This window comes from Polynucleobacter campilacus, from assembly GCF_002206625.1.
GTDB classification, from domain to species: Bacteria; Pseudomonadota; Gammaproteobacteria; order Burkholderiales; family Burkholderiaceae; genus Polynucleobacter; species Polynucleobacter campilacus.
This window is the reverse complement of sequence record NZ_NGUP01000001.1, coordinates 314,271-339,091: the sequence shown is the minus strand read 5'-3', so window position 1 is coordinate 339,091 and position 24,821 is coordinate 314,271. Positions and strand designations below refer to the sequence as shown.

General features: G+C 45.0%; 22 protein-coding genes. 7 read left to right on the top strand and 15 right to left on the bottom strand.

Annotation, left to right across the window (positions count from 1 at the left end):
* The first annotated feature begins 21 nt into the window (after positions 1 to 21).
* The gene (locus CBI31_RS01745) at positions 22 to 1,794 is read left to right on the top strand and encodes an ABC transporter transmembrane domain-containing protein (RefSeq protein ID WP_088524692.1); all 1,773 of its coding nucleotides are present in this window, start codon (positions 22 to 24) and stop codon (positions 1,792 to 1,794) included.
* A gap of 295 nt (positions 1,795 to 2,089) precedes the next feature.
* On the opposite strand, the gene CBI31_RS01740 is transcribed toward CBI31_RS01745, so the two are convergent.
* From CBI31_RS01740 to CBI31_RS01710, 7 genes are all read right to left on the bottom strand, one after another.
* Positions 2,090 to 2,959: a TauD/TfdA dioxygenase family protein gene (locus CBI31_RS01740; protein WP_088524691.1), complete on the bottom strand. Its 870-nt coding sequence runs from the start codon at positions 2,957 to 2,959 to the stop codon at positions 2,090 to 2,092.
* A gap of 27 nt (positions 2,960 to 2,986) precedes the next feature.
* Positions 2,987 to 3,967, bottom strand: coding sequence for a Bug family tripartite tricarboxylate transporter substrate binding protein (locus CBI31_RS01735; protein ID WP_088524690.1), 981 nt, complete (start codon positions 3,965 to 3,967; stop codon positions 2,987 to 2,989).
* A 14-nt stretch (positions 3,968 to 3,981) separates the two neighbouring features.
* Entirely contained in the window at positions 3,982 to 5,721 is a 1,740-nt protein-coding gene (gene araD, locus CBI31_RS01730) for an L-arabinonate dehydratase (RefSeq protein ID WP_088524689.1), read from the bottom strand.
* A 75-nt stretch (positions 5,722 to 5,796) separates the two neighbouring features.
* Positions 5,797 to 6,753, bottom strand: coding sequence for a Bug family tripartite tricarboxylate transporter substrate binding protein (locus CBI31_RS01725; protein WP_088524688.1), 957 nt, complete (start codon positions 6,751 to 6,753; stop codon positions 5,797 to 5,799).
* Between the two features lie 49 nt (positions 6,754 to 6,802).
* Positions 6,803 to 7,774: a Bug family tripartite tricarboxylate transporter substrate binding protein gene (locus tag CBI31_RS01720; protein ID WP_161491173.1), complete on the bottom strand. Its 972-nt coding sequence runs from the start codon at positions 7,772 to 7,774 to the stop codon at positions 6,803 to 6,805.
* 1 nt (position 7,775) lies between these two features.
* Entirely contained in the window at positions 7,776 to 8,501 is a 726-nt protein-coding gene (locus tag CBI31_RS01715; RefSeq protein ID WP_088524686.1) for a maleate cis-trans isomerase family protein, read from the bottom strand.
* A gap of 47 nt (positions 8,502 to 8,548) precedes the next feature.
* A complete protein-coding gene (locus CBI31_RS01710) occupies positions 8,549 to 9,409 on the bottom strand; it encodes an isocitrate lyase/PEP mutase family protein (protein WP_088524946.1) in 861 nt (286 codons plus the stop codon).
* Between the two features lie 51 nt (positions 9,410 to 9,460).
* Here CBI31_RS01710 and CBI31_RS01705 point away from each other — a divergent pair, with 51 nt between their 5' ends.
* On the top strand, positions 9,461 to 10,288 hold the full coding sequence (locus CBI31_RS01705; RefSeq protein ID WP_088524685.1) for an amidohydrolase family protein: 828 nt from the start codon (positions 9,461 to 9,463) through the stop codon (positions 10,286 to 10,288).
* 25 nt (positions 10,289 to 10,313) lie between these two features.
* The gene (locus tag CBI31_RS01700; protein ID WP_088524684.1) at positions 10,314 to 11,288 is read left to right on the top strand and encodes a tripartite tricarboxylate transporter substrate binding protein; all 975 of its coding nucleotides are present in this window, start codon (positions 10,314 to 10,316) and stop codon (positions 11,286 to 11,288) included.
* Here the strand turns inward: CBI31_RS01700 and CBI31_RS01695 are convergent.
* Positions 11,271 to 11,627 (bottom strand): YkgJ family cysteine cluster protein, encoded by a 357-nt coding sequence (locus tag CBI31_RS01695; RefSeq protein WP_276207117.1) that lies wholly within the window; start codon positions 11,625 to 11,627, stop codon positions 11,271 to 11,273. The genes CBI31_RS01700 and CBI31_RS01695 overlap by 18 nt on opposite strands.
* Positions 11,628 to 11,740: 113 nt before the next feature.
* Between CBI31_RS01695 and CBI31_RS01690 the strand changes: the two genes are divergently transcribed.
* Complete coding sequence (locus CBI31_RS01690) at positions 11,741 to 12,088, top strand: type II toxin-antitoxin system RelE/ParE family toxin (RefSeq protein WP_088524682.1); 348 nt, start codon at positions 11,741 to 11,743, stop codon at positions 12,086 to 12,088.
* Complete coding sequence (locus tag CBI31_RS01685; RefSeq protein ID WP_088524681.1) at positions 12,085 to 12,372, top strand: XRE family transcriptional regulator; 288 nt, start codon at positions 12,085 to 12,087, stop codon at positions 12,370 to 12,372. Before CBI31_RS01690 ends, CBI31_RS01685 begins: the two co-directional genes overlap by 4 nt.
* A gap of 30 nt (positions 12,373 to 12,402) precedes the next feature.
* Here CBI31_RS01685 and CBI31_RS01680 read toward each other — a convergent pair whose 3' ends face one another.
* From CBI31_RS01680 to CBI31_RS01670, 4 genes are all read right to left on the bottom strand, one after another.
* Entirely contained in the window at positions 12,403 to 12,945 is a 543-nt protein-coding gene (locus tag CBI31_RS01680) for a TIGR00645 family protein (protein ID WP_088524680.1), read from the bottom strand.
* Between the two features lie 193 nt (positions 12,946 to 13,138).
* Complete coding sequence (locus CBI31_RS10395) at positions 13,139 to 13,282, bottom strand: hypothetical protein (RefSeq protein WP_169709847.1); 144 nt, start codon at positions 13,280 to 13,282, stop codon at positions 13,139 to 13,141.
* A 31-nt stretch (positions 13,283 to 13,313) separates the two neighbouring features.
* A complete protein-coding gene (locus tag CBI31_RS01675) occupies positions 13,314 to 14,606 on the bottom strand; it encodes a Y-family DNA polymerase (protein WP_088524679.1) in 1,293 nt (430 codons plus the stop codon).
* Positions 14,603 to 15,088 carry a LexA family protein gene (locus CBI31_RS01670; RefSeq protein ID WP_088524678.1) on the bottom strand — a complete coding sequence of 162 codons (486 nt, stop codon included), beginning with the start codon at positions 15,086 to 15,088 and terminating at the stop codon, positions 14,603 to 14,605. Before CBI31_RS01670 ends, CBI31_RS01675 begins: the two co-directional genes overlap by 4 nt.
* A 166-nt stretch (positions 15,089 to 15,254) precedes the next feature.
* Here CBI31_RS01670 and CBI31_RS01665 point away from each other — a divergent pair, with 166 nt between their 5' ends.
* Both CBI31_RS01665 and CBI31_RS01660 read left to right on the top strand, forming a co-directional pair.
* Complete coding sequence (locus tag CBI31_RS01665; RefSeq protein ID WP_088524677.1) at positions 15,255 to 16,322, top strand: tartrate dehydrogenase; 1,068 nt, start codon at positions 15,255 to 15,257, stop codon at positions 16,320 to 16,322.
* Positions 16,319 to 17,281, top strand: a complete 963-nt coding sequence (locus CBI31_RS01660; RefSeq protein WP_088524676.1) for a Bug family tripartite tricarboxylate transporter substrate binding protein — start codon at positions 16,319 to 16,321, stop codon at positions 17,279 to 17,281. The genes CBI31_RS01665 and CBI31_RS01660 overlap by 4 nt, the downstream gene beginning before the upstream one ends.
* Positions 17,282 to 17,372: 91 nt before the next feature.
* On the opposite strand, the gene CBI31_RS01655 is transcribed toward CBI31_RS01660, so the two are convergent.
* The 3 genes from CBI31_RS01655 to CBI31_RS01645 all read right to left on the bottom strand — a co-directional run bounded on the left by CBI31_RS01655 (position 17,373) and on the right by CBI31_RS01645 (position 24,813).
* Positions 17,373 to 18,197 carry a tetratricopeptide repeat protein gene (locus CBI31_RS01655; RefSeq protein ID WP_240553654.1) on the bottom strand — a complete coding sequence of 275 codons (825 nt, stop codon included), beginning with the start codon at positions 18,195 to 18,197 and terminating at the stop codon, positions 17,373 to 17,375.
* Positions 18,198 to 18,304: 107 nt separating this feature from the next.
* Positions 18,305 to 21,829 carry a UvrD-helicase domain-containing protein gene (locus CBI31_RS01650; protein ID WP_240553652.1) on the bottom strand — a complete coding sequence of 1,175 codons (3,525 nt, stop codon included), beginning with the start codon at positions 21,827 to 21,829 and terminating at the stop codon, positions 18,305 to 18,307.
* Positions 21,823 to 24,813, bottom strand: coding sequence for a PD-(D/E)XK nuclease family protein (locus CBI31_RS01645; RefSeq protein WP_088524674.1), 2,991 nt, complete (start codon positions 24,811 to 24,813; stop codon positions 21,823 to 21,825). Before CBI31_RS01645 ends, CBI31_RS01650 begins: the two co-directional genes overlap by 7 nt.
* Positions 24,814 to 24,821 lie beyond the last annotated feature (8 nt).

The window sequence follows — 24,821 nt, the reverse complement described above, 5'->3', positions numbered from 1 at the left end:
ATAATTATTAGGGATTATTCAATGACCAAGCAGAAGAGCAGGACCAATCCCCGTGGGTTTCGTACCCTAGCAGCACTAACTCCTTTTCTAAAGCCCTATAAAAAGCAATTTGTTCTAGCAATCTTTAGTTTGGTTCTGGCTGCCAGTGCAACCTTAGCTGTTCCCTTCTCTTTTAGACAAATCATTGATTTAGGATTTAATGCCAATAGCGGCAGTCAAATCAATACGACTTTTTTAACCTTATTTGCTGTGGCTTGTTTGGTGGCATTAGGTACATCGCTACGCTTTTACATGGTGTCTTGGCTTGGCGAAAAGATTACGACTGATATTCGCTCTGCTGTCTATAGCCATGTCATCAAACAAAGCCCAGAGTTCTTTGAAGTGACCCACAGCGGTGAAATCCTCTCGCGCCTGAATACCGATACCGTCTTAATCCAAACATTGATTGGCACGAGTGTCTCAATGGCAATTCGCAATATGCTTTTGCTAGCAGGTGGTTTAGTCATGATGTTCATCACTAGCCCAAAATTATCTGTCCTGATTTTTGCTACCTTGCTCATGACCATCATTCCTACCGTGATCATGGGCAGACGTGTACGTAAGCTCTCGCGTAATTCACAAGATAAAATTGCCGATGCGTCTGCACTAGCGAGTGAGAAATTGAACGCTATTCCAACGATTCAATCCTTTACCAATGAAGAGATTGAAATCAATCGCTTTAACCAATCCATTCAAACGGCCCTTGTAGCAGCGATCACCCGGACACAAGCTCGGTCATTGCTGACCTTTGTGGCAATTCTATTTGGCTTTACCAGCATTATTTTGGTTCTCTGGCTTGGTGCTTATGCCGTCATGGACAATCAAATTACCGCTGGTGAGCTCTCTCAATTTATTTTGTATGCCGTCATTGTTGCTGGGGCGATTGCTGGTATCTCTGAAGTCGTAGGCGACACTCAAAGAGCCATTGGCGCTAGTGATCGTCTTTTAGAGCTTCTTAACGTTCAGTCTTCCATTCAAACGGTAGCAGTCGTTGAGTCAATTCCAGAGGTCAATGCCAATGGCATTGGAGTGACAGTAGACAATCTGCGCTTTCAATATCCATCCAATCAGAATCCGGTTTTATCGGATGTCTCTTTTGAGATTAAACCGGGTGAGCGCATTGCCGTTGTTGGCCCTTCTGGTGCTGGTAAGACCACCCTCTTTCAACTCCTTCAACGCTTTTATGATCCGACCAGCGGGAAGATTCTATTTAATGGCATCAACATTAAAGATCTTGAATTGGAAGCGTTGAGGAAAATGATTGGCGTAGTGCCACAAGACATTGTGATTTTTTCTGATAACGCGATGGAAAATATTCGTTTTGGAAAAATGGATGCCACCGATGAGGAAGTGTTCGCTGCTGCTCGCCTAGCAATTGCCGATGAATTTATCTCTAAATTACCTGAAGGCTACCAAAGCTTCTTAGGCGATCGCGGCATCCGCTTATCTGGTGGGCAAAAGCAGCGCATTGCCATTGCCAGAGTCTTATTAAAAAATCCAGCCTTGTTGCTTTTAGATGAAGCTACGAGTGCTCTGGATGCTGAATCTGAATTACTGGTGCAGCGCGCTCTTGAGGCTGCGATGGATCACCGTACTACTATTGTCATTGCACATCGACTCTCTACAGTGAAGCAAGCTGACAAAATTCTGGTGTTAGAGAACGGACGAATCATTGAAACGGGCACCCATTCGGATTTAATCTTGCGTAGTGGTCTGTATGCCCGTTTGGCTAAACTGCAATTTACGGATCAGTGAGAAATCAAGAAAGCAGCCAGTCTTAGATTATCCGTAGCATTTTCAGAATTCCCCAGATCATCCAAATAATGGCCAACACCAGGACGGTTCGCGCGTCTAGTGAGATTCTGAATAACTGTAACTGCCTGTGAGAACACTCTATAGAAACTCGCAAAGCTGGCCTCCCCTATATAGAAGGTTTCAGCGTAGAGCTATGAATAGATATTGAATAGAGAAGAAGGATGAATTAGGGGTAGGAAAGCATTACCTCTTTGTAATACTCTCCAGTAAATAAATGCTTTAGATTTTCTAAAATCTAAACGTGAGCAATATCTAGAGTGGTTACTCGAGTCAGCTCGCGCTTATAAAGCTTATCGTCAAATGGACGCGCTCTATGCATCGTTGTGCGGTTATCCCAAATGACTAAATCTCCCAAGGTCCATTCGTGATAATGCACAAACTGTGGCTGCGTAGCATGCTCCATCAATTCTTTTAACAAGAGACGCCCTTCAGGCACCGGCCACTCCACTACATGGTCAGCATGAGAAGCAAGATATAAGCCCTTGCGCGCAGAGCCTGGAATCATTTTGACTAATGGTTGTGTTGCTCCTGGAAGTTTAGCTTTTTCTTCCTCAGCAAAATCAAAACCCATTGTGTGCCGTGAATACACAATTGAATGGCGTACATGTAAATTTGCAATCGTCTCTTTAGTTTGTTCGTCCAAAGCATCATAGGCAGCACGCATATCAGCAAATTCGGTATCAGCACGTACCGGTGGAATATTGCGTGCAAAGAGCATAGAGTAGCGTCCTGCTGGATCGACAAAGGATGCATCGGTATGCCAAATACGATTGCTAATATTGTTCATGCGGCGCCGATCGTCGGCCGCCATAATATCGCCGTCTTGGGTCACGTTCGAAATATCAGTTAAGGCATCATTACCAAAACGGTTCTTGCTCACTGCTGAATTAGATGTTTTGGAATGCAACTCACCGTCGAGGCGCTGGGCAAAATCAAGCTGATCTTGGAGTGAGAACTCTTGGCCTTTAAATACTAGGACGCCATATTCTGTCATTCCCTTGCGCAACTCCTCAAGGGAGGCCTCATCACTGAGCTCACGCAAATTGATGGGGCTCACCTCAGCCATAAAGGTGGGATGTAGTTTTTTAAAGGTGATAGTCATCATCTGATTAATGTAAGAGATATCGCCAAACTAGTCTAGTGTCACGTTGTTTTCACGCGCTACCTTACCCCACTTAGCAATCTCAGACTTCACATAGGTGTCGAATTGCTTTGGCGTAGAGCCTACTGTCTCAGCGCCATAACTCTTGAGCTTCTCTGCGACATCAGGCATCTTCAGAATCTTCAGAATCTCGCTATTTAAGCGATCAATAATGGCTGGAGGTGTTCCGGCTGGCACCATTACACCGCCCCAAGATACTGACTCAAATCCAGGTATGGTTTCTGCAACAGTTGGCACATCCGGAAATGAAGGTAAGCGCTTATTGCTAGTCACCGCTAAAGCACGTAATTGGCCTGAACGAATAAAAGGTGCGGCGGCAATAGCTGTTGGCAAGGCAACAGTTACTTGCCCCGACATCACATCGACAAGGCCTGGTGCATCGCCCTTATATGGAACATGCACCATCTTGATCCCTGCCATGGAGTTAAATAGCTCACCAGAAAGGTGGTTTGATGCGCCGTTGCCTGCTGAGGCAAACGTGACTTTTCCAGGATTAGCTTTTGCATAGGCAATCAGATCAGCTAAGGAATTAATTGGCTGGGTTGGCGCAACCACAATAAATTGGGGAACGATGGTCGTTAAGGTAACTGCTGAGAAGTCTTTAACAGCATCATATGGCAGTTTTTTGTACACCACCGGATTAATTGCATTTGGTCCTAAGTTAGCCATTAAGAGGGTATAACCATCAGGAGCTGCCTTAGCTACGTATTCGGTTGCAATAATGCCGTTAGCTCCTGGCTTATTTTCTACCACTACTGACTGCCCAATGGACTCAGATAGTTTTGTAGCTATTAATCTTGCTGTGACATCGGAAGCGCCGCCAGCCGGATAAACCACAATAAATTTAATGGGCTGTTTAGTAGGCCAAGCCTGAGCCTGTACCGCTAACGGGAAAAACAAGACTGCTAAAAATAACGCTGCGATGCGGATAATATTAGTAAAAAGATTCATATTTAGTTCTACCCTTAAAAAATATCTGGCTCTGGCACTGGTTTACCAAAGCTCGTTTCTAGGAAATCAAAATCACAACCGTCTTCCGCTTGCAAGATATGGCGGCTGAACATCCAACCATAGCCACGTTCATATTTAGGTGCTGGTGCAACCCATTTGGCTTTTCTTTGATTGAGCTCTTCATCACTAATCTCTAGATGAATTTTTCTATTAGGCACATCAACGGTAATGAGGTCACCTGTTTTAACGAGCGCTAATGGTCCACCGATATAGGCTTCTGGTGAGGCATGCAATATGCAAGCGCCATAACTGGTACCGCTCATGCGCGCATCGGATAAGCGCAGCATATCGCGTACACCTTGCTTAACGAGCTTTACTGGAATCGGCAACATGCCCCACTCGGGCATGCCAGGCCCACCTTTAGGGCCTGCGTTTCTCAGAACTAAGATGTGATTTTCTGTGACGTCAAGATTTTCATCTTCAACGGCTTTTTTCATTTCAGGATAGCTATCAAATACTAAGGCTGGGCCGGTATGCTTTAAGAATTTTTCTGCACAGGCGCTTGGCTTGATCACTGCGCCACCAGGGGCGATATTGCCTTTAAGTACTGCAAGTGCTCCCTCTTGGTAGATTGCTTTATTCAGAGGCCTGATCACATCTTCGTTATGCACTTGCGCATCTTGAATATTCTCGCCAATGGTTTTACCGGTGATGGTCATGGCGCTGGGATTGAGATGGGAGCCCATTTGCTTAAGGAGCGCAGGCATGCCCCCTGCGTAATAAAAGTCTTCCATCAAATATTGATCACCACTAGGACGGATATTGGCAATCACGGGGACTTTTCTGCTGGCTGAATCAAAATCATCTAGAGTCACAGTACACGCTGCTCCAGCACGTCTTGACATTGCAATTAAATGAATGATGGCGTTGGTACTGCAGCCCATCGCCATAGCAGCATTAATCGCATTTAAGAAACTCGTTTTATTTAAAACTTTGGCAGGAGTTAAATCTTCCCAGACCATCTCTACTATTCTTCTGCCGCAGGCTGCAGCCATACGTGGATGGCTAGCATCAGCTGCTGGAATACTCGATGCGCCAGACAATGTGAGTCCTAATACTTCGGCAATACCCATCATGGTGGCAGCAGTGCCCATCGTCATACAAGTACCATGACTTCGCGCGATACCACCCTCTACTTCTAGCCACTGTGCTTCTGAGAGCTTGCCAGCGCGGCGCTCATCCCAATACTTCCAAGCATCAGATCCTGAGCCCAGAACTTTACCCTTCCAATTACCACGCAACATCGGACCAGCAGGTAGATATACAAATGGCAGACCAGCAGATAAAGCGCCCATCACTAAACCAGGAGTCGTTTTATCGCAGCCGCCCATGAGTACTGCGCCATCCACAGGATGAGAGCGAATCAGCTCTTCTGTTTCCATGGCGAGCATATTGCGATAGAGCATCGTTGTCGGTTTGACATACTGCTCTGCCAATGAAATTGCTGGCAGCTCTAGTGGAAATCCACCTGCTTGAAAAATACCACGCTTGACATCTTCAACCCGCTGCTTGAAATGCGTATGGCAAGGATTAATGTCTGACCAAGTATTAATAATGGCAATCACTGGCTTACCAGCCCAATCCTCGGGGCCATAGCCCATTTGCATAGCGCGCGAGCGATGTCCAAATGAACGTAAATCATCTGGTGCAAACCAGCGGGCACTACGCAGGGATTCTTTTGTCTTTTTTGGCATTGGGGTTTGGCCCAGATTTAAACATCACTATATTAATACTTGCTCTCAAATAAAGGGTATGTCTGTAGCATTTCCTTAATCGACCGTGATTTTTGCCTTTTCAACTACTTTAGCCCAACGGCTTTGCTCAGATTTAATGAATGCTCCAAACTGTACAGGTGTATCTCCTACCAATACCGCTCCGTCATCTAGCATCTTTTTAGAATCTTCTTTTGACTTTAAAGATTTTGTAATCTCTTTTTGCAAGCGGTCAATCACCGGTTGCGGCGTGCCAGCTGGAGCCATAATTCCATACCATTGCGAGGTCTCAAATCCTTTGTAACCAGACTCAGCGATAGTGGGTACATTGGGCAACACCTTTGAGCGCTCCAATGATCCAACAGCTAGCGGACGTAAAGTTCCACCTTTAATCTGGCCCATTAATGAGGGTAGCCCATTAAATGTTGCCTGAATTTGACCGCCGATTAAATCAGTCAGCATTGGGCCAGAGCCTTTGTAAGGCACATGCACTAAATCAATTCCGGCTTCAGATGAAAAGTATTCCATCGCCAAATGCCCTGCACTGCCATTGCCTGCAGAGCCATAATTTATTTTTCCTGGATTCTTTTTAGCATCTGCCACTAAATCGGCTAAGGTCTTATAATTACTTTTTTCACTCACTGCAATCACATTGGGTACTTTTGCTACTAAGGTGATGGGAGCAAAATCTTTGTTGGGATCATAAGGAAGTTTTTTACCAAATAGTGCGGGGTTCACAGCCAGGGTTCCGACGTGACCCAATATCAAGGTGTAGCCATCTGGACTGGCACGCTTAACCTCTTCCATGGCAATGTTGCCAGCACCACCAGGTTTGTTATCCACATAGACAGATTGGCCTAGGCTTGTACTCAGGCTGCTAGCCACAGAGCGCGCAATAATTTCTGAAGTTCCTCCAGTAGCAAATGGCACTACTAAACGAATCGACTTCTCAGGATAGTCTGCAAACGCGAGTGAGGAGCAAATAAAAGCCAATACCGCTACAAAAATTTTCACTGTGCACTTCCTTCTCTTGTACTAATCATCAAAATGAGCAACTAGAAAGTTACTCTGCTTTCTCAATTGCAATACCAGCATCTTTAGCGGTTTTGCCCCAACGCTCATATTCAGTCTGGATGAGTTTATTAGCTTGAGCAATTGATCCTGGGCTTGGCTCAATCCCAATCTTGATTAACGCCTCTTTAGTAGCTTGAGTCTCTAAGGCTTTATTCAGGTTTCGGTTCAGAGTTTGCAAAACAGATGGGCTAGTTTTATTTGGCGCTACGATTAAATGCCAACCACTCATGACTACTGGATAGCCCTGCTCCTGAAAAGTCGAAATATCTGGGGCACTAGCGAAGCGTTGACTAGTGGTAATACCCAAAATTTTGACTTTGCCGCCGGCTGCCTGCGGCAAGGCAACCGAGAGCGGCACCATCATCGCCTGCACCTCATCTGCTGCAATTGCAGTGATCGCTGGAGCAGCTCCCTGAAAGGGAATATGGACTAATTCAATACCGGCTACTTGATTAAACTTCTCAAATGTAATTTGGGATGTACTACCTATACCCCATGATGAATAGTTCATTTTTCCAGGCATGCTTTTTGCAAGTGCCACAAACTCTTTGATATTTTTAGCGGGTAATTTTAGATTGACAACCAATGCAAAAGGGAAATTACCGACTAAGCCAACGGCAGTAAGATCTTTGAGCGGATCATAGTTAATCTTTTTATATACATGGGGGTTTATTGCCAGACTCTCGGGCGTTCCTAATAACAAGGTATAGCCATCTGGATTAGCGCGCGCCACAAACTCAGCACCGATGAGGGTATTGGCCCCAGGCTTGTTATCAACAATCACGCTCTGTCCTAATTGCTCAGATAGCCCCTGACTAATCGTGCGCGCAGAATTATCAACATTGCCTCCAGCTGTAAATGGAACTATTAGGCGAATGGGTTTATCTGGAAATGGGGCACTATGGGATAGTGAAGCAATCGTGATTGCTAGTGTGGCTAATACATATTGGATGAATTTCACTTTAATGTTTTCCTGAAAGTAAGCTACCAAATTGCTCAATACTACTGCTGACCTTTGCCGCTTGAAGTGCATTCCACATGGTAGCGGCAATACTTGAAATCACGGGCTTACCCGTCTCGGCCTCGCCTTGCGCCAAAATGTCAATCGTGGGCATTCCTACCCCACTCACAAATATAGCCTGCGCTTCAGAACTATTGACTTGGCGCACTAGCTCAAGTGCACGCTGCGGGGTTTCATCATAGATATTTTTCACGCCTGGCAAATTTCCAAAACTCACAATCTCAAAACCATACGCCTCTAATAAATATTTACAACGCAAAGTGTTTTGCTCACTATATGGCGTACCAAAGGCAATCTTTTTTACTTTAAGGTGATTCAATGCCTTCACCACACTACCAAAAGCGGTAATGAATGGCACTGCGTATTGATCCTCAAGCTTTTGAATCAACTTGGCCTCACCCTCCTTGCCAAGGGTGTAGCTGCTGGCAGTATGGGCCATCACTATCACAGCAGGCTTGACCAACTTGAGAAGCTCAATATTCTCAGGTAAATGATCGATCTGCGTTTGATTGCGCTCGTCCTGCCCATCAAGACTTCCCGTCTCGCCATGTGCGACCATTCTTGTGAAGTGAAGCGAGAATTCTGGCCTAGCCATTTTAATAACTTCACCTTCAGTATTGGGATTACCAGGCGGAATCAAAAATCCTAGACGAGCCATATTTACCATCAATTATTCATCCTTCATATTGAATCTGATTAATTTCTTTATTTGCATTAAGAGAATTTTTTCTCCAATGCATCAAAGTCTTCTTTTTTGACGACACTTTGGCGCTCAGCAAAGGTGGCCACTAATATCGGATCTTCTTTGAGTTCGCCCGTTTTCTTTAAATGATCTAAGGCATTAGTCATGCCACGTACAGCGCCCTGCAAAGCTGCATTAGCATAGAGCACGATTCCAAAGCCCATCGCAGATAAGTCTTTTAATGGTAGGGATGGGGTTTTTCCACCAATAACAATGTTAATCAGTTGTGGGCAATAGCTTTGCGCAGCGATGAGCTTCATTTCTTCTACACTTTCTGGTGCTTCGATAAAAGTCATATCTGCACCTGCTTGTGCATAGCTTTGCGCTCTATCAAGTGCATCTTCAAAGCCATAGATTGATCTGGCATCAGTTCTAGCAATAATTAAGAAGTCATCATGTACCCTAGCATCAACTGCAGCTTTAATCTTGCTGCACATCTCCTCTTTACTAATGATGATCTTGCCTGCGAAGTGGCCACAACGCTTGGGCATTGCTTGATCTTCGATTTGTACTGCATTGGCGCCGGCGCGCTCGAGCACTTTAATCGTGTGATGCACATTAACTGCATTACCAAAGCCAACATCAATATCGACAATTAAGGGAAGTTGGGTAACTTCTCTAATTGCTGCAGTGTGTGCCGCAACATCATTTAAGCCAATAAAGCCTAGATCAGGAATGCCATAGAACTGATTGGTGATTGCAGCACCACTTAAATAGATAGCCTCAAAACCTGCATCCTCAATCACGCGTGCCGCTAAGGCGTTACCTGCTCCTGGTACCAGCAAACCCCGCTTCTCATTAATGAGCTTGCGCAATTTTGTGCCTAAGTGCATGGACATGGTAGTCTCCTTTTTACAGAATTATAAGGATGAATCTAAAGGCGGATGCAGGATAAAAGCAAAGTCACAGGAATAGATTGCCACGCCCATATTATGGCGTTGGACTTTCCTTTAGCCTCTGACATTCACTCTCGCCCTGCAAGAGATGTAAGTGCCAAAGAATATCTAGACGTTCTCCATAGCCATGGCATTTCTCATGGGGTTTTAACAGCCCCAAGCTTTTATGGCGCAAACAATACCTTGCTATTTGATGCGCTTCACAACTTTCCGGATCAACTGAGAGGTACAGCAATTATCGATCCTACTACAGAGATCATTACTCTTGAGCGTCAATTGCATCTAATGCAAGAAATTGGCATTGTTGGTATACGACTCAATTGGAATAAGAAGAAAGTTCTTCCGGATATTAATAGTGCGCAATATAAAAAACTGCTCGCTTTAGCAAGAGACCTTGATCTGCATATTGAATTATTTATAGAAGACCACTTACAAGAACAGGTCGTTCCTCAGATTCTGGCAAGTGGTGCTACTTTGGTTCTGGATCACTTTGGCAACCCTGACCCGAAGGCAGGTATTAACAGTGCATCTTTTCAGAACACTTTGCGAGCTCTTGAGACCGGCCAGGTTTGGGTTAAGCTTTCTGCACCCTATCGAGTAGGGTCTTTGAATGGTGTCAGCATTCAGCCTTATGTTGATGCCCTAGTAGCAGCAAACCCAAAACAGCTAGTCTGGGCTAGCGACTGGCCTTGGCTGAGCTATGAAAACCAATTTACTTACGCTGATTGCTTGACTTGGATTGAATCAGCAGTTGACGATTCGGCAATTTGGGAAGATATTTTCATTCATAATCCTAAAACGCTGTTTCATTTTTAGACTCAGCTTCCTCTAAGGTTCTGCTATGCGCCACTTAATGATCACACTCACTCAATCTCTCGCTAAGGGTTTATTTGGTCTTAGCGTTATCTACTTATTACAAAGCCCTGTCCTTGCACAAACGGTCACGAAATTGATTGTGCCTACTGCGCCTGGTGGTGGCACTGACGCCTTATTTCGGGTGGTCTCGAAAGATGCGCAACGCTTTATTGGTGGGCCGATTAGTATTCAGAACGTAGCCGGTGCTGGAGGCACCATTGGCCTTGCACAAGTGATTAACTCTGTACCCGATGGTTATACCTTAGCCGGCGTATGGCCTGCACCAGTAACCGTGGTGCCACAAACTAGCAAAGTGCCCTATACGCCGAGTGATTACATTCCGGTGATTCAGCTCTCTACGGCCCCTTATATCTTTTGTGTGCGCCCAGACTTTCCGGCAAATGACGGTAAAGCCTTGATGGAAGAGTTGCGTAAAAATCCCAAGAAATACACTTACGGAACCGATGGTCTAGGTGGTCCTGCACAGCTTGCTGCTGAGCGCATCTTTAGAACCCAAAATATTCAAACAGTCGATGTCCCTTATAAAGGTGCTGGCGAAACCATTATCGGCTTCTTATCGAATCAGATTGATATTTATGTGGGCTCTATTCCACCAGTGCTGCAGCACGCAAATGTGGGTAAGGCTAAATGTTTATTAGTTTCTTCGGTCAACAGAAATGCCCAGTTCCCAAATGCGAGCTCTTTAAAAGATATTGGCCTTGCTAAAGAAGAGACTTTGCTATGGCGTGTCATTCTTGCCCCTAAGGACACAAAGCCCGAACGTATCAATCAAATTGTCCAAGCCTACAGTAAGGCGATGAAAGAGCCAGATACCCTGCGTTACTTAGATGAGTCAGGGGAGTCTTCAGCTGTACTCACTGGCAAAGAGTTGCAAGAAAAGCTCACTCAAGAGTACGCAGCGTTTAGTCAAATCCTGAAGAGTCTAAATTTGGCTAAGTAAGGCTTTTTTCTGTTTGGCTACTTGCTGTAGCTTTAGACAATCAGAGTTGGGTGTGCCGTCTTCATTGAGAATATTAAATTCTCGGCAAGGGCTTGGTCGATCTTCATAGATTGAGCAGCGCCAACCCTCTTCTTTATTATGAGTAAGAGCTATGCAAGGTGCCCCGCCCTTCTCTGTGCCCTTCATACACGCGAGGTGCTCTGATATTTTGGTAGTGAGCTTTGCTGGCACTATGCCCACCCCATTACCTTCAATTTCAGCATGATAAAAACTCACCCGAAAATGTTGGCAACACTGGCCGCATTCAAAGCAGGGATTGGGGTTCAATTCAACTCTCATATACAAAGTTAAATTGTATGCCCTAATTAGAGCCATCTATAAGCCAACTATTCCTACAAACAAATTAGTCATTTCTGATGTAATATATGTATCATTATTGGTACGCTATTTGGATGAGAACTCCAAAGCTAGATGTGTACTTTTTTGAAACTGAAACAAGAAAAGAACCAGTTAGAGATTGGCTTCAACTGCTGACGCCTAGAGATAAAAAGCTCATAGGAGAGGATATTAAAACTGTTCAATTTGGCTGGCCTCTTGGTATGCCATTAGTTAGATATATAAATAGTGATATCTGGGAAGTTCGTAGCAAATTGAGTGGAAATATTGCCAGAGTTCTATTTGTACTTGAGGGTAATGCCATGGTGTTAATCCATGGTTTTATCAAGAAGCAACAGAAGATACCAAAACCAGATTTAGATTTAGCAAAACCCAGAGTCAAGCAGTTAAGGAAACGTTTATGAAGAAAAAACATATTGGCAGTAATTTCGATGAATTCCTAAAGGATGAGTCTCTCCTTGAGCACTCTACTGCAGTAGCAGTAAAACGAGTCATCGCCTGGCAAATCGAACGAGAGATGGCAAAACAAAACTTGACTAAAACATCCATGGCCAAGAGAATGCACACCAGTCGTGCTGCCCTAAATCGCTTACTCGATGAGAGCGATACCAGCTTGACGTTAATTACGCTCGCAAGCGCAGCCACTGCATTGGGAAAGATTATTAAGTTTGAGCTGAAGGCCACCTAAAAGAACAAGAGAGTCTACCCACCCTCATTCTCAATCCGGTTTATGTGATGAATGAACTATTTTTTCAGTATAGGCAATGGCAATGGCAGACAATACAAAGGTAATGTGGATGAGGGTCTGCCACATTAATGTCTTTTCATCATAGGACGCAGCATTAATAAAGGTCTTGAGCAAATGAATCGATGAAATACCAATAATGGCTGTTGCTAACTTCACCTTCAGAACACCGGCATTTACATGAGACAACCACTCAGGCTGGTCAGGATGGTTTTCCAGCTCCAAACGCGATACAAAGGTCTCCCAACCACCAAGGATGACCATAACTAACAAGTTAGAAATCATCACGACGTCTATTAAACCTAAGACGACAAGCATTAATGCCGTTTCAGTCATATCCTTATTCGACATCATGGTAATCAGATGGTAGAGCTCTATCCAGAACTGCCAAACATAAACACCTTGGGCAACGATGAGACCAATATATAAAGGTGCCTGCAACCAACGGGACATAAATATCCAACGTGGTAATGGGCGCAATTTTTTATCTAGATAGGTTTGCTTGTCTTCATTCATGTTTCAATCTTAACGAACTTTGTCTCTTTGTTGCTTTACGAAAAGCCATATATTACATAGGGGAATTATGCTTAATAGCCTCATACAGGGCCCCAAAAGAATTAGGGAATAAGGAATCCGTGATTTCCTTACTCCCCCCTGCTTTCAAAACCTACTTCGGCTTACTACTGATTTACTGCTTATTTACTGATCTTTACTCGTATCTACGATTAAATACTGGCTTTGTTTCGCTTTCATGACGCTTGGTGTTTTTGAGCACTGCGCAGTAAGACAGAATCATGATGACTGCCAATGAGATGCCATTAAAGTTATTTATTAAGTTGCTGATAGTTTCCATTTTTTCTCCTTTGTGTGTTGTGTTACTTCATTTATCTCGCTACTGGCAACTCATCCCACTGCGTGGTGTAGTTTGGTGACTTATTGCCTGATTTCATTTGCCACTCTTGCTTTGTATTGTTTGTTCCTGCTGCCGCTGATCTCAGCACTGCATTACCAAAACGCGTATTGATCTGATCCATCGCCTTCATGAGATGTGCAGATTTGCCTTTGCTTTCGATATCTTCAAATAAGGATTGCTGCACAGTAGGCTTGTCACTAATGAGGTTGAGAATGACACCCGCCTTCTTATACCGAAAGTTTGGTTTATAAATTTGCTTCAGGCCTGCAAGCGCTGCGTTAGTTAATGTCAGCGTGTTATCGCTTGGGTCAGGCAGTGGAATCGTGATGCTCTGATGATGCTGCGGCTCATATTGCTTAAATGGATTAGTTTGAATAAATACGGTGAGCGCGCTCGTGGTGCTGTTTTGGACTCTCAGTTTTTCGGCTGCACGCGCTACATGGGTAGCTACTGACTGGGCAAGCTCTGCCTGGCTCGTAACGAGCTTTCCAAAACTACGTGAGGCAATGATTTGTTGTTTGGCTGGCGCCACTTCTTCAAGCTCTACACAAGAAGTCCCACGCAGCTCATAACAAAGGCGTTCCATTACCACCCCAAACTGTTGGCGCATCGCTTGTGGTGAAGCTTGCAAGAGATCAAATACGCTATGAATGTTTTGGGCTGTGAGTTTTTTGGCAATCTGTCTACCAACACCCCATACCTCAGCTGCTGGTGTCTCACTCATCCATTGGTAGAGCTCTGGCTTTGCCATGGCGTTGACATCACACACTCCAGCAAACTGTTTGTGTTTCTTAGCTAAGTGATTGGCTAACTTGGCTAAGGTCTTGCTCGCTCCAATACCGACACAGACTGGCAGACCAGTGGTATCTTTGACTTGCTGCTTGATTTTTGTTCCGAGCTCAATTGTGTCTTGGTATTGTTTTAAGACTGTCTCGACCTGCAAAAAGCTCTCATCGATGCTGTAGACCTCAAGATTTGGCGTAAAGGCTTTAAGCACTTGCACTACGCGGCTACTCATATCCCCATACAAGGTGTAATTAGATGAATAGGCCTGAATGCCGTGCTTCTTAGCAAGCTCTTGCATCTGAAACCAAGGCGTCCCCATCTTGACACCCAGCGCTTTGACTTCCGCACTACGCGCTACTGCACAACCATCGTTATTCGAGAGCACTACCATTGGCACTTCTTCTAACTTGGGCTGAAACACACGCTCACAAGATACATAGAAATTATTGACATCAACGAGTGCAAAAAGGGGACTCATGACTTTGCCTCCTTGTTGTATCTCGTACTTGCATTGCTGTACTTGCGTACTACCCCGACAACGACACCCCAAATTTGCAACTCGCTACCTTCGTTAAAGGTGATGGCTTGATAGTTGGGATTTTCTGCTTGGAGTTCAATGCGGCCGCGTAATTGATACAAGCGCTTGATGGTGTACTCGCTATCAACTACCGCCACCACGATATCTTTATGTTTTGGCTTCAGGGCTTTATCAACGACCACCTTATCGCCATCGCAAATGCCTGCCCCCAGCATGGAATCGCCCTTCACCGTGAACATAAAAGTGGCCGGCTTGTTCTGAACGAGGTAATGGTTCAAATCGAGGCCATCCTCAGCGTAATCCGCCGCTGGACTAGGAAATCCTGCCGAAATCCGGTGGCTCAGGAGCCTGGTCTCATAGGCGGCAAAATACGCCCCCAAGGCTTGTGGGCTCTGGCTTAGGCTGACTTTGATGGGACTCATTTGCTGGTTCATAGTCATTAATATACTGTATATTTATACAGTATATGTAAAAACCGTAAAAATGAGACTATTTTTGTTGTTTTGAGGTCTCTAGGGGATCAGGGATTGCATAATGGGTCAGATAGCTGCCGATGCAGCTGCCCATAAAAAGAACAGTAGGAGACACATGAAGACGTACAAGATAGCGTCCATTCCGGGTGACGGAATTGGCAAAGAAGTTATTCCTGAGTGCGAAAAGGTTCTGAATGCCTTAAGCAAAAAACATCCTGAAGTCGCTTTTGATTTTGAGCACTTTGATTGGGGTGGTGATTACTACCGCAAACACGGCATCATGATGCCCGATGATGGTCTGGAGCCTTTGCGCTCTAAAGACGCCATCTTGTTTGGTTCCGCTGGTGACCCAAAAATTCCTGATCACATTACTTTGTGGGGCTTGCGTCTCAAAATCTGTCAGGGCTTTGATCAGTATGCCAACGTACGCCCTACTCGCATTCTTCCCGGAATTGAAACACCATTGCGTAATTGCAAGCCTGGTCAACTCGATTGGGTAATTGTGCGTGAGAACTCTGAAGGCGAATACTCTGGTGTTGGTGGCAGAGCGCATCAAGGGCACCCCATTGAAGTAGCTTCCGATATGAGCATCATGACGCGCGTTGGAGTTGAGCGTGTACAGCGCTTTGCTTTTAAATTAGCGCAGTCACGCCCTCGTAAGCACTTGACCGTCATTACTAAATCGAATGCGCAGCGTCATGGCATGGTGATGTGGGATGAAATCGCCAACATCGTTGCTAAAGATTTTCCGGATGTCACCTGGGATAAAGAATTGGTTGATGCCGCAACAGCACGCATGGTCAATCGCCCTGAGTCTTTAGACACCATTGTGGCAACCAACTTGCACGCAGACGTACTCAGTGATTTAGCCGCAGCACTCGCAGGTAGTTTAGGTATTGCACCAACTGCAAACCTAGATCCAGAGCGCCGCTATCCATCGATGTTTGAACCCATTCATGGTTCTGCGTTTGACATCATGGGTAAAGGCCTTGCCAATCCGATCGGTACTTTCTGGTCCGCAGTGATGATGCTCGACTTCCTAGGTGAAAAAGCCCTAGGTGCAAAATTAATGGCCGCGATTGAAAAAGTGACAGCCAATCCAAAGCTACACACTCGTGATCTTGGCGGCAGCGCGATGATGAGTGATGTTACTAGTGCAGTTATCGAGGAGATTTCTAAATGAAGCGATTTAAATTACTGAGTGCTGTACTGAGTGCTTGCTTGCTTTCTTTTGGGTTGCTATCGGGGGCTAGTGCTCAACCCTTCCCGGATAAAACTATTCAGTACATCATTCCCTTTCCTGCTGCGGGCGAGTCTGATTTAGTGGCGCGTTATCAAGCCGATATTTCTGCCAAGAAATTTAATCAGCCCATGGTAGTGATGAATCGCGCTGGTGCTGGCGGTGCTTTGGTATGGAGCGCTCTCAACACCTATCCTGCTGACGGCACTACCGTAGTGGGCGTCAATATTCCGCATACGATCTTGCAGCCCTTACAAGAAGGTATTCAGTACAAGACTGAAGATATTAATGCGATCTATTACTACCATTTCACTCCAGATGCTTTGATGGTCTCTGCGGATAGTCCATATAAGACCTATCAAGAATTTATTGCTGCTGCCAAGAAAGAGCCGGGCAAGATGTCTTTAGCAGGTTCAGCGCAGTTCTCTGCAAACCACATGGCTGTAGAGCGCTTAAATAAATTAGCTGGCGTCAAAATCAATTACGTTCCTTTTAAAGGTACCGGTGATTTAATTACTGCTTTGATTGGGATACACGTAGATGGCGCAATGGGGTATCTGCCATTAGCGATTCAGCAAAAAGGTAAGGTACGTACACTAGCTATTGCTACTGAGAAACGTAACCCTGCCCTGCCAGATGTGCCAACCTTTAAAGAATTAGGTCTGAACTGGGTAGATGGCGCTTATCGTGGTGTTGCTGTACCTAAAGCTACGCCGCTGGTATTGCAGCAAAAGATGTCTGACTACTTTGCAAAGCTCAATGCTGATCCTGAAACTAAGAAGAAGCTAGAAGACTCTGGGTTTGTGATTGTAGATGTGCCTTTGGCAAAAATGCCAGCCTTCATGAAAGAGAAAATTCCTCAAGCCATGGAAGATGCAAAGAATGCAGGAATGATTAAGTAGATCTTTCTGAATTTTTCCTTTGCTTCAAATAAAAAACCACCGCATTCGGTGGTTTTTTATTGGGCATCCCAGGATAACGAGAGGTTTTATGCTAAACGTCACTCATAAAATCACCACCGCCATCATCCCAAGAACTCGCACCGCCATCATCCCAAGAGCCTGTATCGCGCACACCAAAATTAGGATCTGTGGATGCTGGGCCACCAACTTGATTCATATTGGGGTTAGCATTTGGATGGCTATTATCGTGACCACCCATTAGATTGCTTGCTAATGCTTGGCCAGCATACATGCCAGCACCTAAAGCCGCACCAGTTGCAAGACTACCCACTAAGCCACTACCCATACCGCCGGCTGCTGGTGCTCCAGGATATCCGGGAGCACCAGGATAGCCAGCAGGACCGCCTGGAGTACCTGGAGTACCAGGGTAACCAGCGCTTGGTGCGTTATAGACTTGCACTGCCTCAGCCTTACGACGTCTCATCACAATGATGATGCCAACTACTAAGATTGCGATCAAACCCCAAAAGAGTGGACTACTGAAGATCGATGTTGCGCCAGCAACAGAATTGCCTGAACTATTGGCAAGTTGTACTTGGAGTTTTTGCACAGATTCTGGTTTAGCAAAAGGCAAGCCTGGCGCCAGATTCTCTGCTCGCACAAATGCGCTTCTAGCGGCGTCTAACTTACCTTCTTTTAAATAGAGTTCAGCAGCGATGTAATGTGCTTTAGCGCTATTCGGATGGTTTTGCAGCACCTCTTTCATCATGGCATTAGCTTTATCTAACTGCCCAGATTGAATGGCTTGAGAAACTTGCGGCAATGTTGCCTCTGCTAAAGCAAGATTACTTGTGAGCAATACTGCGCTAGCGCACACGCTAACAATGAACTTCAGTGTATTTTGCATTTTCATCATGACTCCTTATGGGATGTTTCACTGCAATTTTGATTATCGCTAGTTTAGGTATTTTTCCTATTCCCTATTGATATGGGGGCTTTTGGGGGGAATTCAAGAGCAAAAACCTAGCCAATTTGGTGGATCTCACCTTCTGCTGAAATTAAGTAAGCCTTATTCGGTTTATCTTTGCGGATGCGTGTGAGCTCAGTCTGATAACCCTGTAACTGCTTGCGGTACTTTTCATACTTCTCGCTGTTAGGCTCTGGGATGGTGAGCTTGTAGTCAATGATGGCTAGATGGTCATCTAACTCCACTAAGCGGTCCATGCGGTAACTCTTACCGTCTTCACTAGCAATATCGAGCTCATTCCAAGCTTGAATCCATTGCCCTGAAGTGAGGTAGCGCTTCAATTCTGGCGCTTCTAATACTGCGTTAGTTCGGGCAATTAACTTTTGAGCATGTGCTTGATCTATACCTAGCCAATTCATCACCTCTTGCTCACTTGGCATCGGGGGTTTGGCTGGATTGTTTGAGTCTGCAGTAAGGAACTCAAGTAGCTTATGAAAGTTCGTGCCCTCTTCTAAAATTTCTAGATCAGGCTCTTCTTTTGCCGCTTGAGCAGGGAGTACTGTAGCACCGCTCTCAATATCTAGTAACTGTTGCTGGTGACTTAGCTTTGCCTGCTCCCATGCAATCTGGAAATCTTCAATACTAAAATTCTCGGAAATCGAAGCACTTTCCTTAGACTTATCCGACTCTTTCACTTTATCGCTAGAAGTAGATGCGGCTATCTCAATAGACTCTACCGTTGGAAGTTTGCCTAATTGAGCCCTGGCATACCAAGATTTCTGATCTAGGCCGATGGGATTATTTGCCGTAGGCTCTTTTGCTACTCCGCTGATCCATAAGCCTTGCTTGGCTCTGGTCATTGCAACGTATAGTAAGTTCCAGTTTTCATTCTGGCTAATGAGCTCCTCGTCCTCCCGAATTTGACTACGCGGTGAAGTTAATCCTGACTTGGTATACATCGATAGATGCGATGGGCTTCTCTCATTTGGTGACCACTCTAATAAAACGCCAGAATGATCAGAAGCACCAACCGTATGATTGGCATCCAAAATAATCACAAAAGGAGACTCCAGTCCTTTTACTCCATGAATGGTCATAAGGCGTACGCGCTTATGCCTATCCTCTTCTGACATTTCGCTATCTTCATCTATCTCTGCAAGCTCTGCTTCAGCCTCAAGCTCCACATCACCCTCATCTGGTGTTTCGTCATCATCGCTACGACGTATGGCATTAATCTCATCAATAAAGCGACTTAAGCTCGGATAACGGCCGCCATCCTGATTTAAAGAGAGCTCTAAAAAAGCATCTAAATTAGCAACTACCTGTGCGCGAGCTAAGGGTTGAGCGCTTACTCCATATGCAAAACGCAAATTACTTTCTTGATAAATTTGATCTAACAAGTCATGTACTGGCAAACGCTCTGCTAGTAAACGCCAATGCTCTAAAAAGCGTGCAGCTCTAAGTGCTGATGCATCTTGGCTATCTTGCAAGACATCCCACCAAGAGCGATATTGATTATTTGCCTTAGTAATGGTCAGGTTTTGCATTTGCTGCTCAGTAAAATTAAAGATTGGACTTCTGAGTACTTGTGCAAGCGGCAAATCATGGCGTGGCGACAGCAAGACAGTGAGCAAAGCAATCAAATCATCAATTTCAAGTGTGTTTAATAGGCCACCAAGCCTAGAGCTGTCATAAGCAAGCCCTGCTTCACGTAGCGCTCTCTCAAACTGCGGTAAATATTTACGGCGTTTGACAAGCAATAGGAAGTCGCTCTCTCTAGCAGCACGCCAGAGTTTGCGCCCATCTTGCTCATCCATCACCTGGTGAGTTGCCATCACCTGATGAATCAACTTACTAATCTCTTGACCCTCAACATAGCGCTGCATGGCTGCAACCGTTTGGTTCACATCTGTAATAGGCGTATCAAATGCATTACCTGCTCTAGGTGTGAGCTCTTCTTTAACATAAGGGATAAGAGGTAATAGTGCAGCCTCGCCTTCTTTTGCATAGACTTCGTTTGGCAGACCCTCTTGTAAAGGCTCCCACAAGGTCTCTTGCTCATGAAATTCATAGGTAGGCGGTAATTGCGACTGAGCAAAAGTAGCATTCACGGCCGAGTTAATTTTGTTAGCATTGCGACGCGTTTTATCTTGATCAAGCGCAACAGCATGCAGATGGATTTTTAAGAACTCTTTAGCACTAGCGAATAAGCGTGGATCTGCTCTGCGAAAGCGATAAATGGATTGCTTTGGATCGCCTACGATAAAAACACTAGGCTTACTCTCATCATTGCCATAGCCGTCTAACCAAGAACGAAGAATTTGCCACTGCAATGGATTGGTGTCTTGAAACTCATCAATCAGGATATGTTGATATTTAGCATCTAAGCGAGATTGCAAGTAGGCTGCATTAGCGCTATTTGCCATCAACTGACTCACGCCAATTTCTAAATCATCAAAATCTCGCACGCGCATGGCTTCTTTAGATGCGGCAGCATGGGCCATCATGCGCTCACTCATGGCAAACCAAGCAAGGTTTAATTCATAAACATCTTTTTCAGCTTGCCAAGCTACATAGTCTATGAATGCCTGCGCCCACGCCTGCTTATAGGCAATATGCTCTGGCTCGAGATGACTTAAGCCTTCATTTTTAAGATAGGTCTTCACTGCTCCAAGAGCTTTATTATTATTGGAGCGAGATTCGCTATCGGCATTTAAAAATACTAATTGCAGATTTGCAGCAACTTCCATGACATCACCACCGCGCTGCATACACTCTAGAGCAGCAACTAAACGTGGCAAGAAATCACTCTCTTGGGTGCTACTGTGAGCAAAGCAGCGAAGCAAGAACTCAAAATCTGCTCTTGCCTGTGGCGCATTCCACATTTGTAGCAAAGGATTTTCTAGATTGAGTCTGGGTAAAAATTGCTTGAAGTGCTCAATGGGGGTAATACCTCTTTCCTTACAAGCATGCATAAAGAACGTCCAGGCGCCACGTTGCTTCATCAAGCCATAGTTGCCCATTAAGAACTTTTCTGCATTACTTGCGCCCAAGTGCTTAAGAAGAACGTCATAGTGCGCTTTGAGATCTGACGGAAGGTCACCCCACCAATCATCCAAGCACTCCTCTAATAATCTTTTGCCATCCTCGCGCAAGCTAAATCCGGGCTGCACTTCTGCTGAAATGGGGGCAGCATTTAACAGTCTGCCAAACCAGCCATGGAAGGTATCAATCACAATCGACTGAGGACTAGCGAGTACCTTGTTATAAAGCGCCTTAGCTTGAGGCAGTAATGCTTTCGCCTCCTTCTCATCTAAACCTCTTTTGCATAGTTCATCTAACAGGGATGCATCACTCATCGTTGAAAATTGCTCTAGCAGACTATAGAGCCGATCACGCATTTCTTGCGCAGCTTTACGTGTAAAGGTTAAGGCTAGGATTTCTGATGGTTTGGTACCAGCAAGCAATAGACGAATCATGCGGGCCACTAATAGCCATGTTTTACCGCTACCAGCACAAGCGGAGACTATGACTGATCTGCGAGGGTCGCATGCTATGGCGTTATCAAACTTTTTCACCACATCCCCTTTCTGCAAATTCCTCTTGCCTCACAGTATTTACAAACTCCATCCGGGGCAAAAGCAGTCATCTCTTTTCTAGACCATAGATTTTGCATATCTTGAGTAATTTGCTGGTCAAACTGAGGCATCAAGTCAGGTACGCCCTCTACCTCTAAAGATCTGAGTAGTTTTTTATCTCTCCTAAGGTCCACTTTGAGTGAGACCCACTGAGCATGATCGATCTGATGATTCTGAAGATGTGCACTGGTAGGATTTTCATTGGCAGCACGGGCATAAATCAGTAGCTGTGGATCATCCAAAACATGTTCAGCGCGTTTTTTAATCTTGGTCATCGACTGATTTTTATAATCGATCACCTCAGCCTGTTGCTCGTCTCGAATATTGATATCAAAACGATCGGCGCGTCCTTCAATCCGAATCATACGATTCTCACCATCAAAGTCGACAAAATGCATGTCAAAACCAACCTTCAGTTCAGCGTTTTGATAACGCCATCCTTGCGCCTCTCTTTGAAGTTGCCAATCTACAAAGCTGGGGATTTGTTTTTGCCAATCTCGTAAGGTACCTAACACCCTGCCGTCGCCCTCAATAAGTCGTTTAAATTCTTTTTCGGAAATGGCAGATAGTTCACGCTCCATCCATAAACGACGCGCCTGCGTATTCTGGGTAATTAGTGATCCGACTTTTTGCTCTTCAGTTTTGAGCGACTGATAAAAATTTCGTAGCAAAGCATGAAGTGATTGCCCTGCTAAAGAGGCATCAAACCCATCTTCAAATACTTTTGCTTTTCGCAGGCCCAATAAACTACGGACATAATATTTATAGGGGCAGTCTCTCAAAGCCTTATAGGCGCTTGGACTCATGGATAGCGGTAAAGGTAAATTTTGATCTAGCGTTGCGACTGCCTTTTGTAGTGGTCTTGCTTTTCCACCATAAGAGTCAGGCTTAGCAATGACTGATTTCCAATGAGGCAATTGCGTCTGCAAACGCTGTATCCATGCTGATGGCCTGAGCGGCTCGCCACTCTTACTCTTACTTTGCCAGAGCAAATCAACACTTGGGTAAGAAACCAATAGTTGCGAGAAATCACGTGCTTGCTGAATAAACTGAGCATTGATAGTAGATGTTTTTAGTAGGCGATTGAGTGCATCTGAGAAAAATAAGGGCGGCTCGGAAAATGCGGGTAATTGCTGCTCATCGCAACCCACTACCACTACGGCATCAAATTGACGAAGACGTGTTGAGCTGAGCGGCAAAATACTCAAGTTTGCTTGTGCTTCTTTGCCAGCCTCTTCGTATGAGGCCTCCTCTAGAACGGATTTAATCAAACTAATCCACTCCGGTAGACGCATCGCAACGTTTTGATAATTGCTAGAGCGCAAATCAAAGGTATTAATTACCTCCAGCAACTGCTTGCCTGCAGCATCCTTTTCTAAAGCGGGAGCCATTCCGGTATCTTGCAAATTTTGTTGCAAGAGTCCATACGCGTTTGAACAATTGAGATCTAACTCTTGCCAGGCGTAGTGCCGCTCCCTCACAAACTGCAGTAGTTTTAATAAGGCCTCATTGGAGCTAGCCTCATGAGTGGCTGCATAGTCATTGGCCCGCTCAATGGCCATATAAAACGTTTCCCAGCCCGACTTTGCCTGGCTAGCAATCAAGATATCTTCAAGTTGCGCCAGTAATCCAATGCAAACCTCAGGAGGCTTTTCAATACAAGCAGGAATATCTAAAAATGGATTTTGCAAAAATTCTAATAAGCTACTAGCCGTTGGTCCTTCCTTGGGAGCGCGAATGAGCTCTAGCCAACTATTGATCGCTGCTGCTGCCCTTGTGGTGTCAATCTTCCAACCAGTTTCATCACGAATATTTAATGCTGGTCCTAAACGCGCCAACAATGCTCTTACCCGTCTTGCCGCTAGACGATCTTGCGCTACTAAAGCAATATTTGCTTTACCTGCAATTAAGTATGATTCAATCGATTTAGTTGCAGCCCAGGCTAACTCTTCAAAACGTCTTGCTGAAATCAAACGCCAATCTTGATAACGTGCCGCCTGGATATTGCTGCTCAGTTGCTGCTCTTGCTCTACATTGAGTTCAATGAATTCTCCTGTAATGCCTTCCCCTACAAGGGCCTCAGACCATAATGCAACTGTCTGCCAATCTAATGCAACCTCTATAACAGGAGAGTATTGTGCATAGTCATTTAAGTACTTATCCATGACCTCTTTATCAATCGGCTTGGCATCTGCAGTCTGAACCCAGATCAAGGGTCGAGCCTGCTGCTGATTAGTTTTTGCTAAATCTAAGTGGGCAGCCATCGCCAAATGCTTACGAATGACTGGATCACCAATATTGGTTAAGTAACGCCAGAAAGTTAATAGCACTGCAGACTCTTCATCAACCACCTTACGTGAGAGTCCTACGTAAGCTTTTACAATCGCTTGATCTAAAACAAGCTCTACTTTTTTTAGCCAGGCCTCGGTATCGAGAGTATGGGTGCGGAGCAAGTCATTTAACTCGCTTTGTAATTGCGGAACGACCGCTTCTGATAATGAGTCACACGCATCAATAACCGCTTGCGCTAACCCCCATGCACCTGCTTCACTCTCTGCCTTAAACCAGCTTTGCAACACTTTGTGTTTACGCAAATTGACAAAGACCGATAACCATCTCTCTAAATCCGTTTGTTTTTTTGGAAACTTCCATGCGCCTGGTGCTGCATCTAGCCAATCAGAAAAACTGATTACTTGCGGCAAAAAGGCGATGTTGCTTGGCAGATCCTTTGGTCGGTTTTGCTCTAGGGCTGCCCGCACTCCAATCAGAGGTCCAGCAGTACTAAGGACTACTAAGGGACGTTTTTGGGTTTGTTCCGCACAATTCCAAATACCTTTGGCCAATTCGGAAAGCGCCTGGCTATTGGGCGTAATTGCCCAAGCCTGAAGCTGCTTTTGCTTTGAAATGGCTGGAAATGGGTGAGGCATTACAGGGG

What these genes read in the sequence shown, in the direction of transcription:
- araD (WP_088524689.1), bottom strand. Translation starts at nt 5,721, where the DNA reads ATGCCAAAAAAGACAAAAGAATCCCTGCGTAGTGCCCGCTGGTTTGCA.
- CBI31_RS01715 (WP_088524686.1), bottom strand. Translation starts at nt 8,501, where the DNA reads ATGGTAAATATGGCTCGTCTAGGATTTTTGATTCCGCCTGGTAATCCC.
- CBI31_RS10395 (WP_169709847.1), bottom strand. Translation starts at nt 13,282, where the DNA reads ATGGAAACTATCAGCAACTTAATAAATAACTTTAATGGCATCTCATTG.
- CBI31_RS01740 (WP_088524691.1), bottom strand. Translation starts at nt 2,959, where the DNA reads ATGATGACTATCACCTTTAAAAAACTACATCCCACCTTTATGGCTGAG.
- CBI31_RS01690 (WP_088524682.1), top strand. Translation starts at nt 11,741, where the DNA reads ATGAGAACTCCAAAGCTAGATGTGTACTTTTTTGAAACTGAAACAAGA.
- CBI31_RS01700 (WP_088524684.1), top strand. Translation starts at nt 10,314, where the DNA reads ATGCGCCACTTAATGATCACACTCACTCAATCTCTCGCTAAGGGTTTA.
- CBI31_RS01655 (WP_240553654.1), bottom strand. Translation starts at nt 18,197, where the DNA reads ATGATGAAAATGCAAAATACACTGAAGTTCATTGTTAGCGTGTGCGCT.
- CBI31_RS01710 (WP_088524946.1), bottom strand. Translation starts at nt 9,409, where the DNA reads ATGCACTTAGGCACAAAATTGCGCAAGCTCATTAATGAGAAGCGGGGT.
- CBI31_RS01645 (WP_088524674.1), bottom strand. Translation starts at nt 24,813, where the DNA reads ATGCCTCACCCATTTCCAGCCATTTCAAAGCAAAAGCAGCTTCAGGCT.
- CBI31_RS01735 (WP_088524690.1), bottom strand. Translation starts at nt 3,967, where the DNA reads ATGAATCTTTTTACTAATATTATCCGCATCGCAGCGTTATTTTTAGCA.
- CBI31_RS01745 (WP_088524692.1), top strand. Translation starts at nt 22, where the DNA reads ATGACCAAGCAGAAGAGCAGGACCAATCCCCGTGGGTTTCGTACCCTA.
- CBI31_RS01680 (WP_088524680.1), bottom strand. Translation starts at nt 12,945, where the DNA reads ATGAATGAAGACAAGCAAACCTATCTAGATAAAAAATTGCGCCCATTA.
- CBI31_RS01670 (WP_088524678.1), bottom strand. Translation starts at nt 15,088, where the DNA reads ATGAGTCCCATCAAAGTCAGCCTAAGCCAGAGCCCACAAGCCTTGGGG.
- CBI31_RS01695 (WP_276207117.1), bottom strand. Translation starts at nt 11,627, where the DNA reads ATGAGAGTTGAATTGAACCCCAATCCCTGCTTTGAATGCGGCCAGTGT.
- CBI31_RS01675 (WP_088524679.1), bottom strand. Translation starts at nt 14,606, where the DNA reads ATGAGTCCCCTTTTTGCACTCGTTGATGTCAATAATTTCTATGTATCT.
- CBI31_RS01685 (WP_088524681.1), top strand. Translation starts at nt 12,085, where the DNA reads ATGAAGAAAAAACATATTGGCAGTAATTTCGATGAATTCCTAAAGGAT.
- CBI31_RS01660 (WP_088524676.1), top strand. Translation starts at nt 16,319, where the DNA reads ATGAAGCGATTTAAATTACTGAGTGCTGTACTGAGTGCTTGCTTGCTT.
- CBI31_RS01705 (WP_088524685.1), top strand. Translation starts at nt 9,461, where the DNA reads ATGCAGGATAAAAGCAAAGTCACAGGAATAGATTGCCACGCCCATATT.
- CBI31_RS01665 (WP_088524677.1), top strand. Translation starts at nt 15,255, where the DNA reads ATGAAGACGTACAAGATAGCGTCCATTCCGGGTGACGGAATTGGCAAA.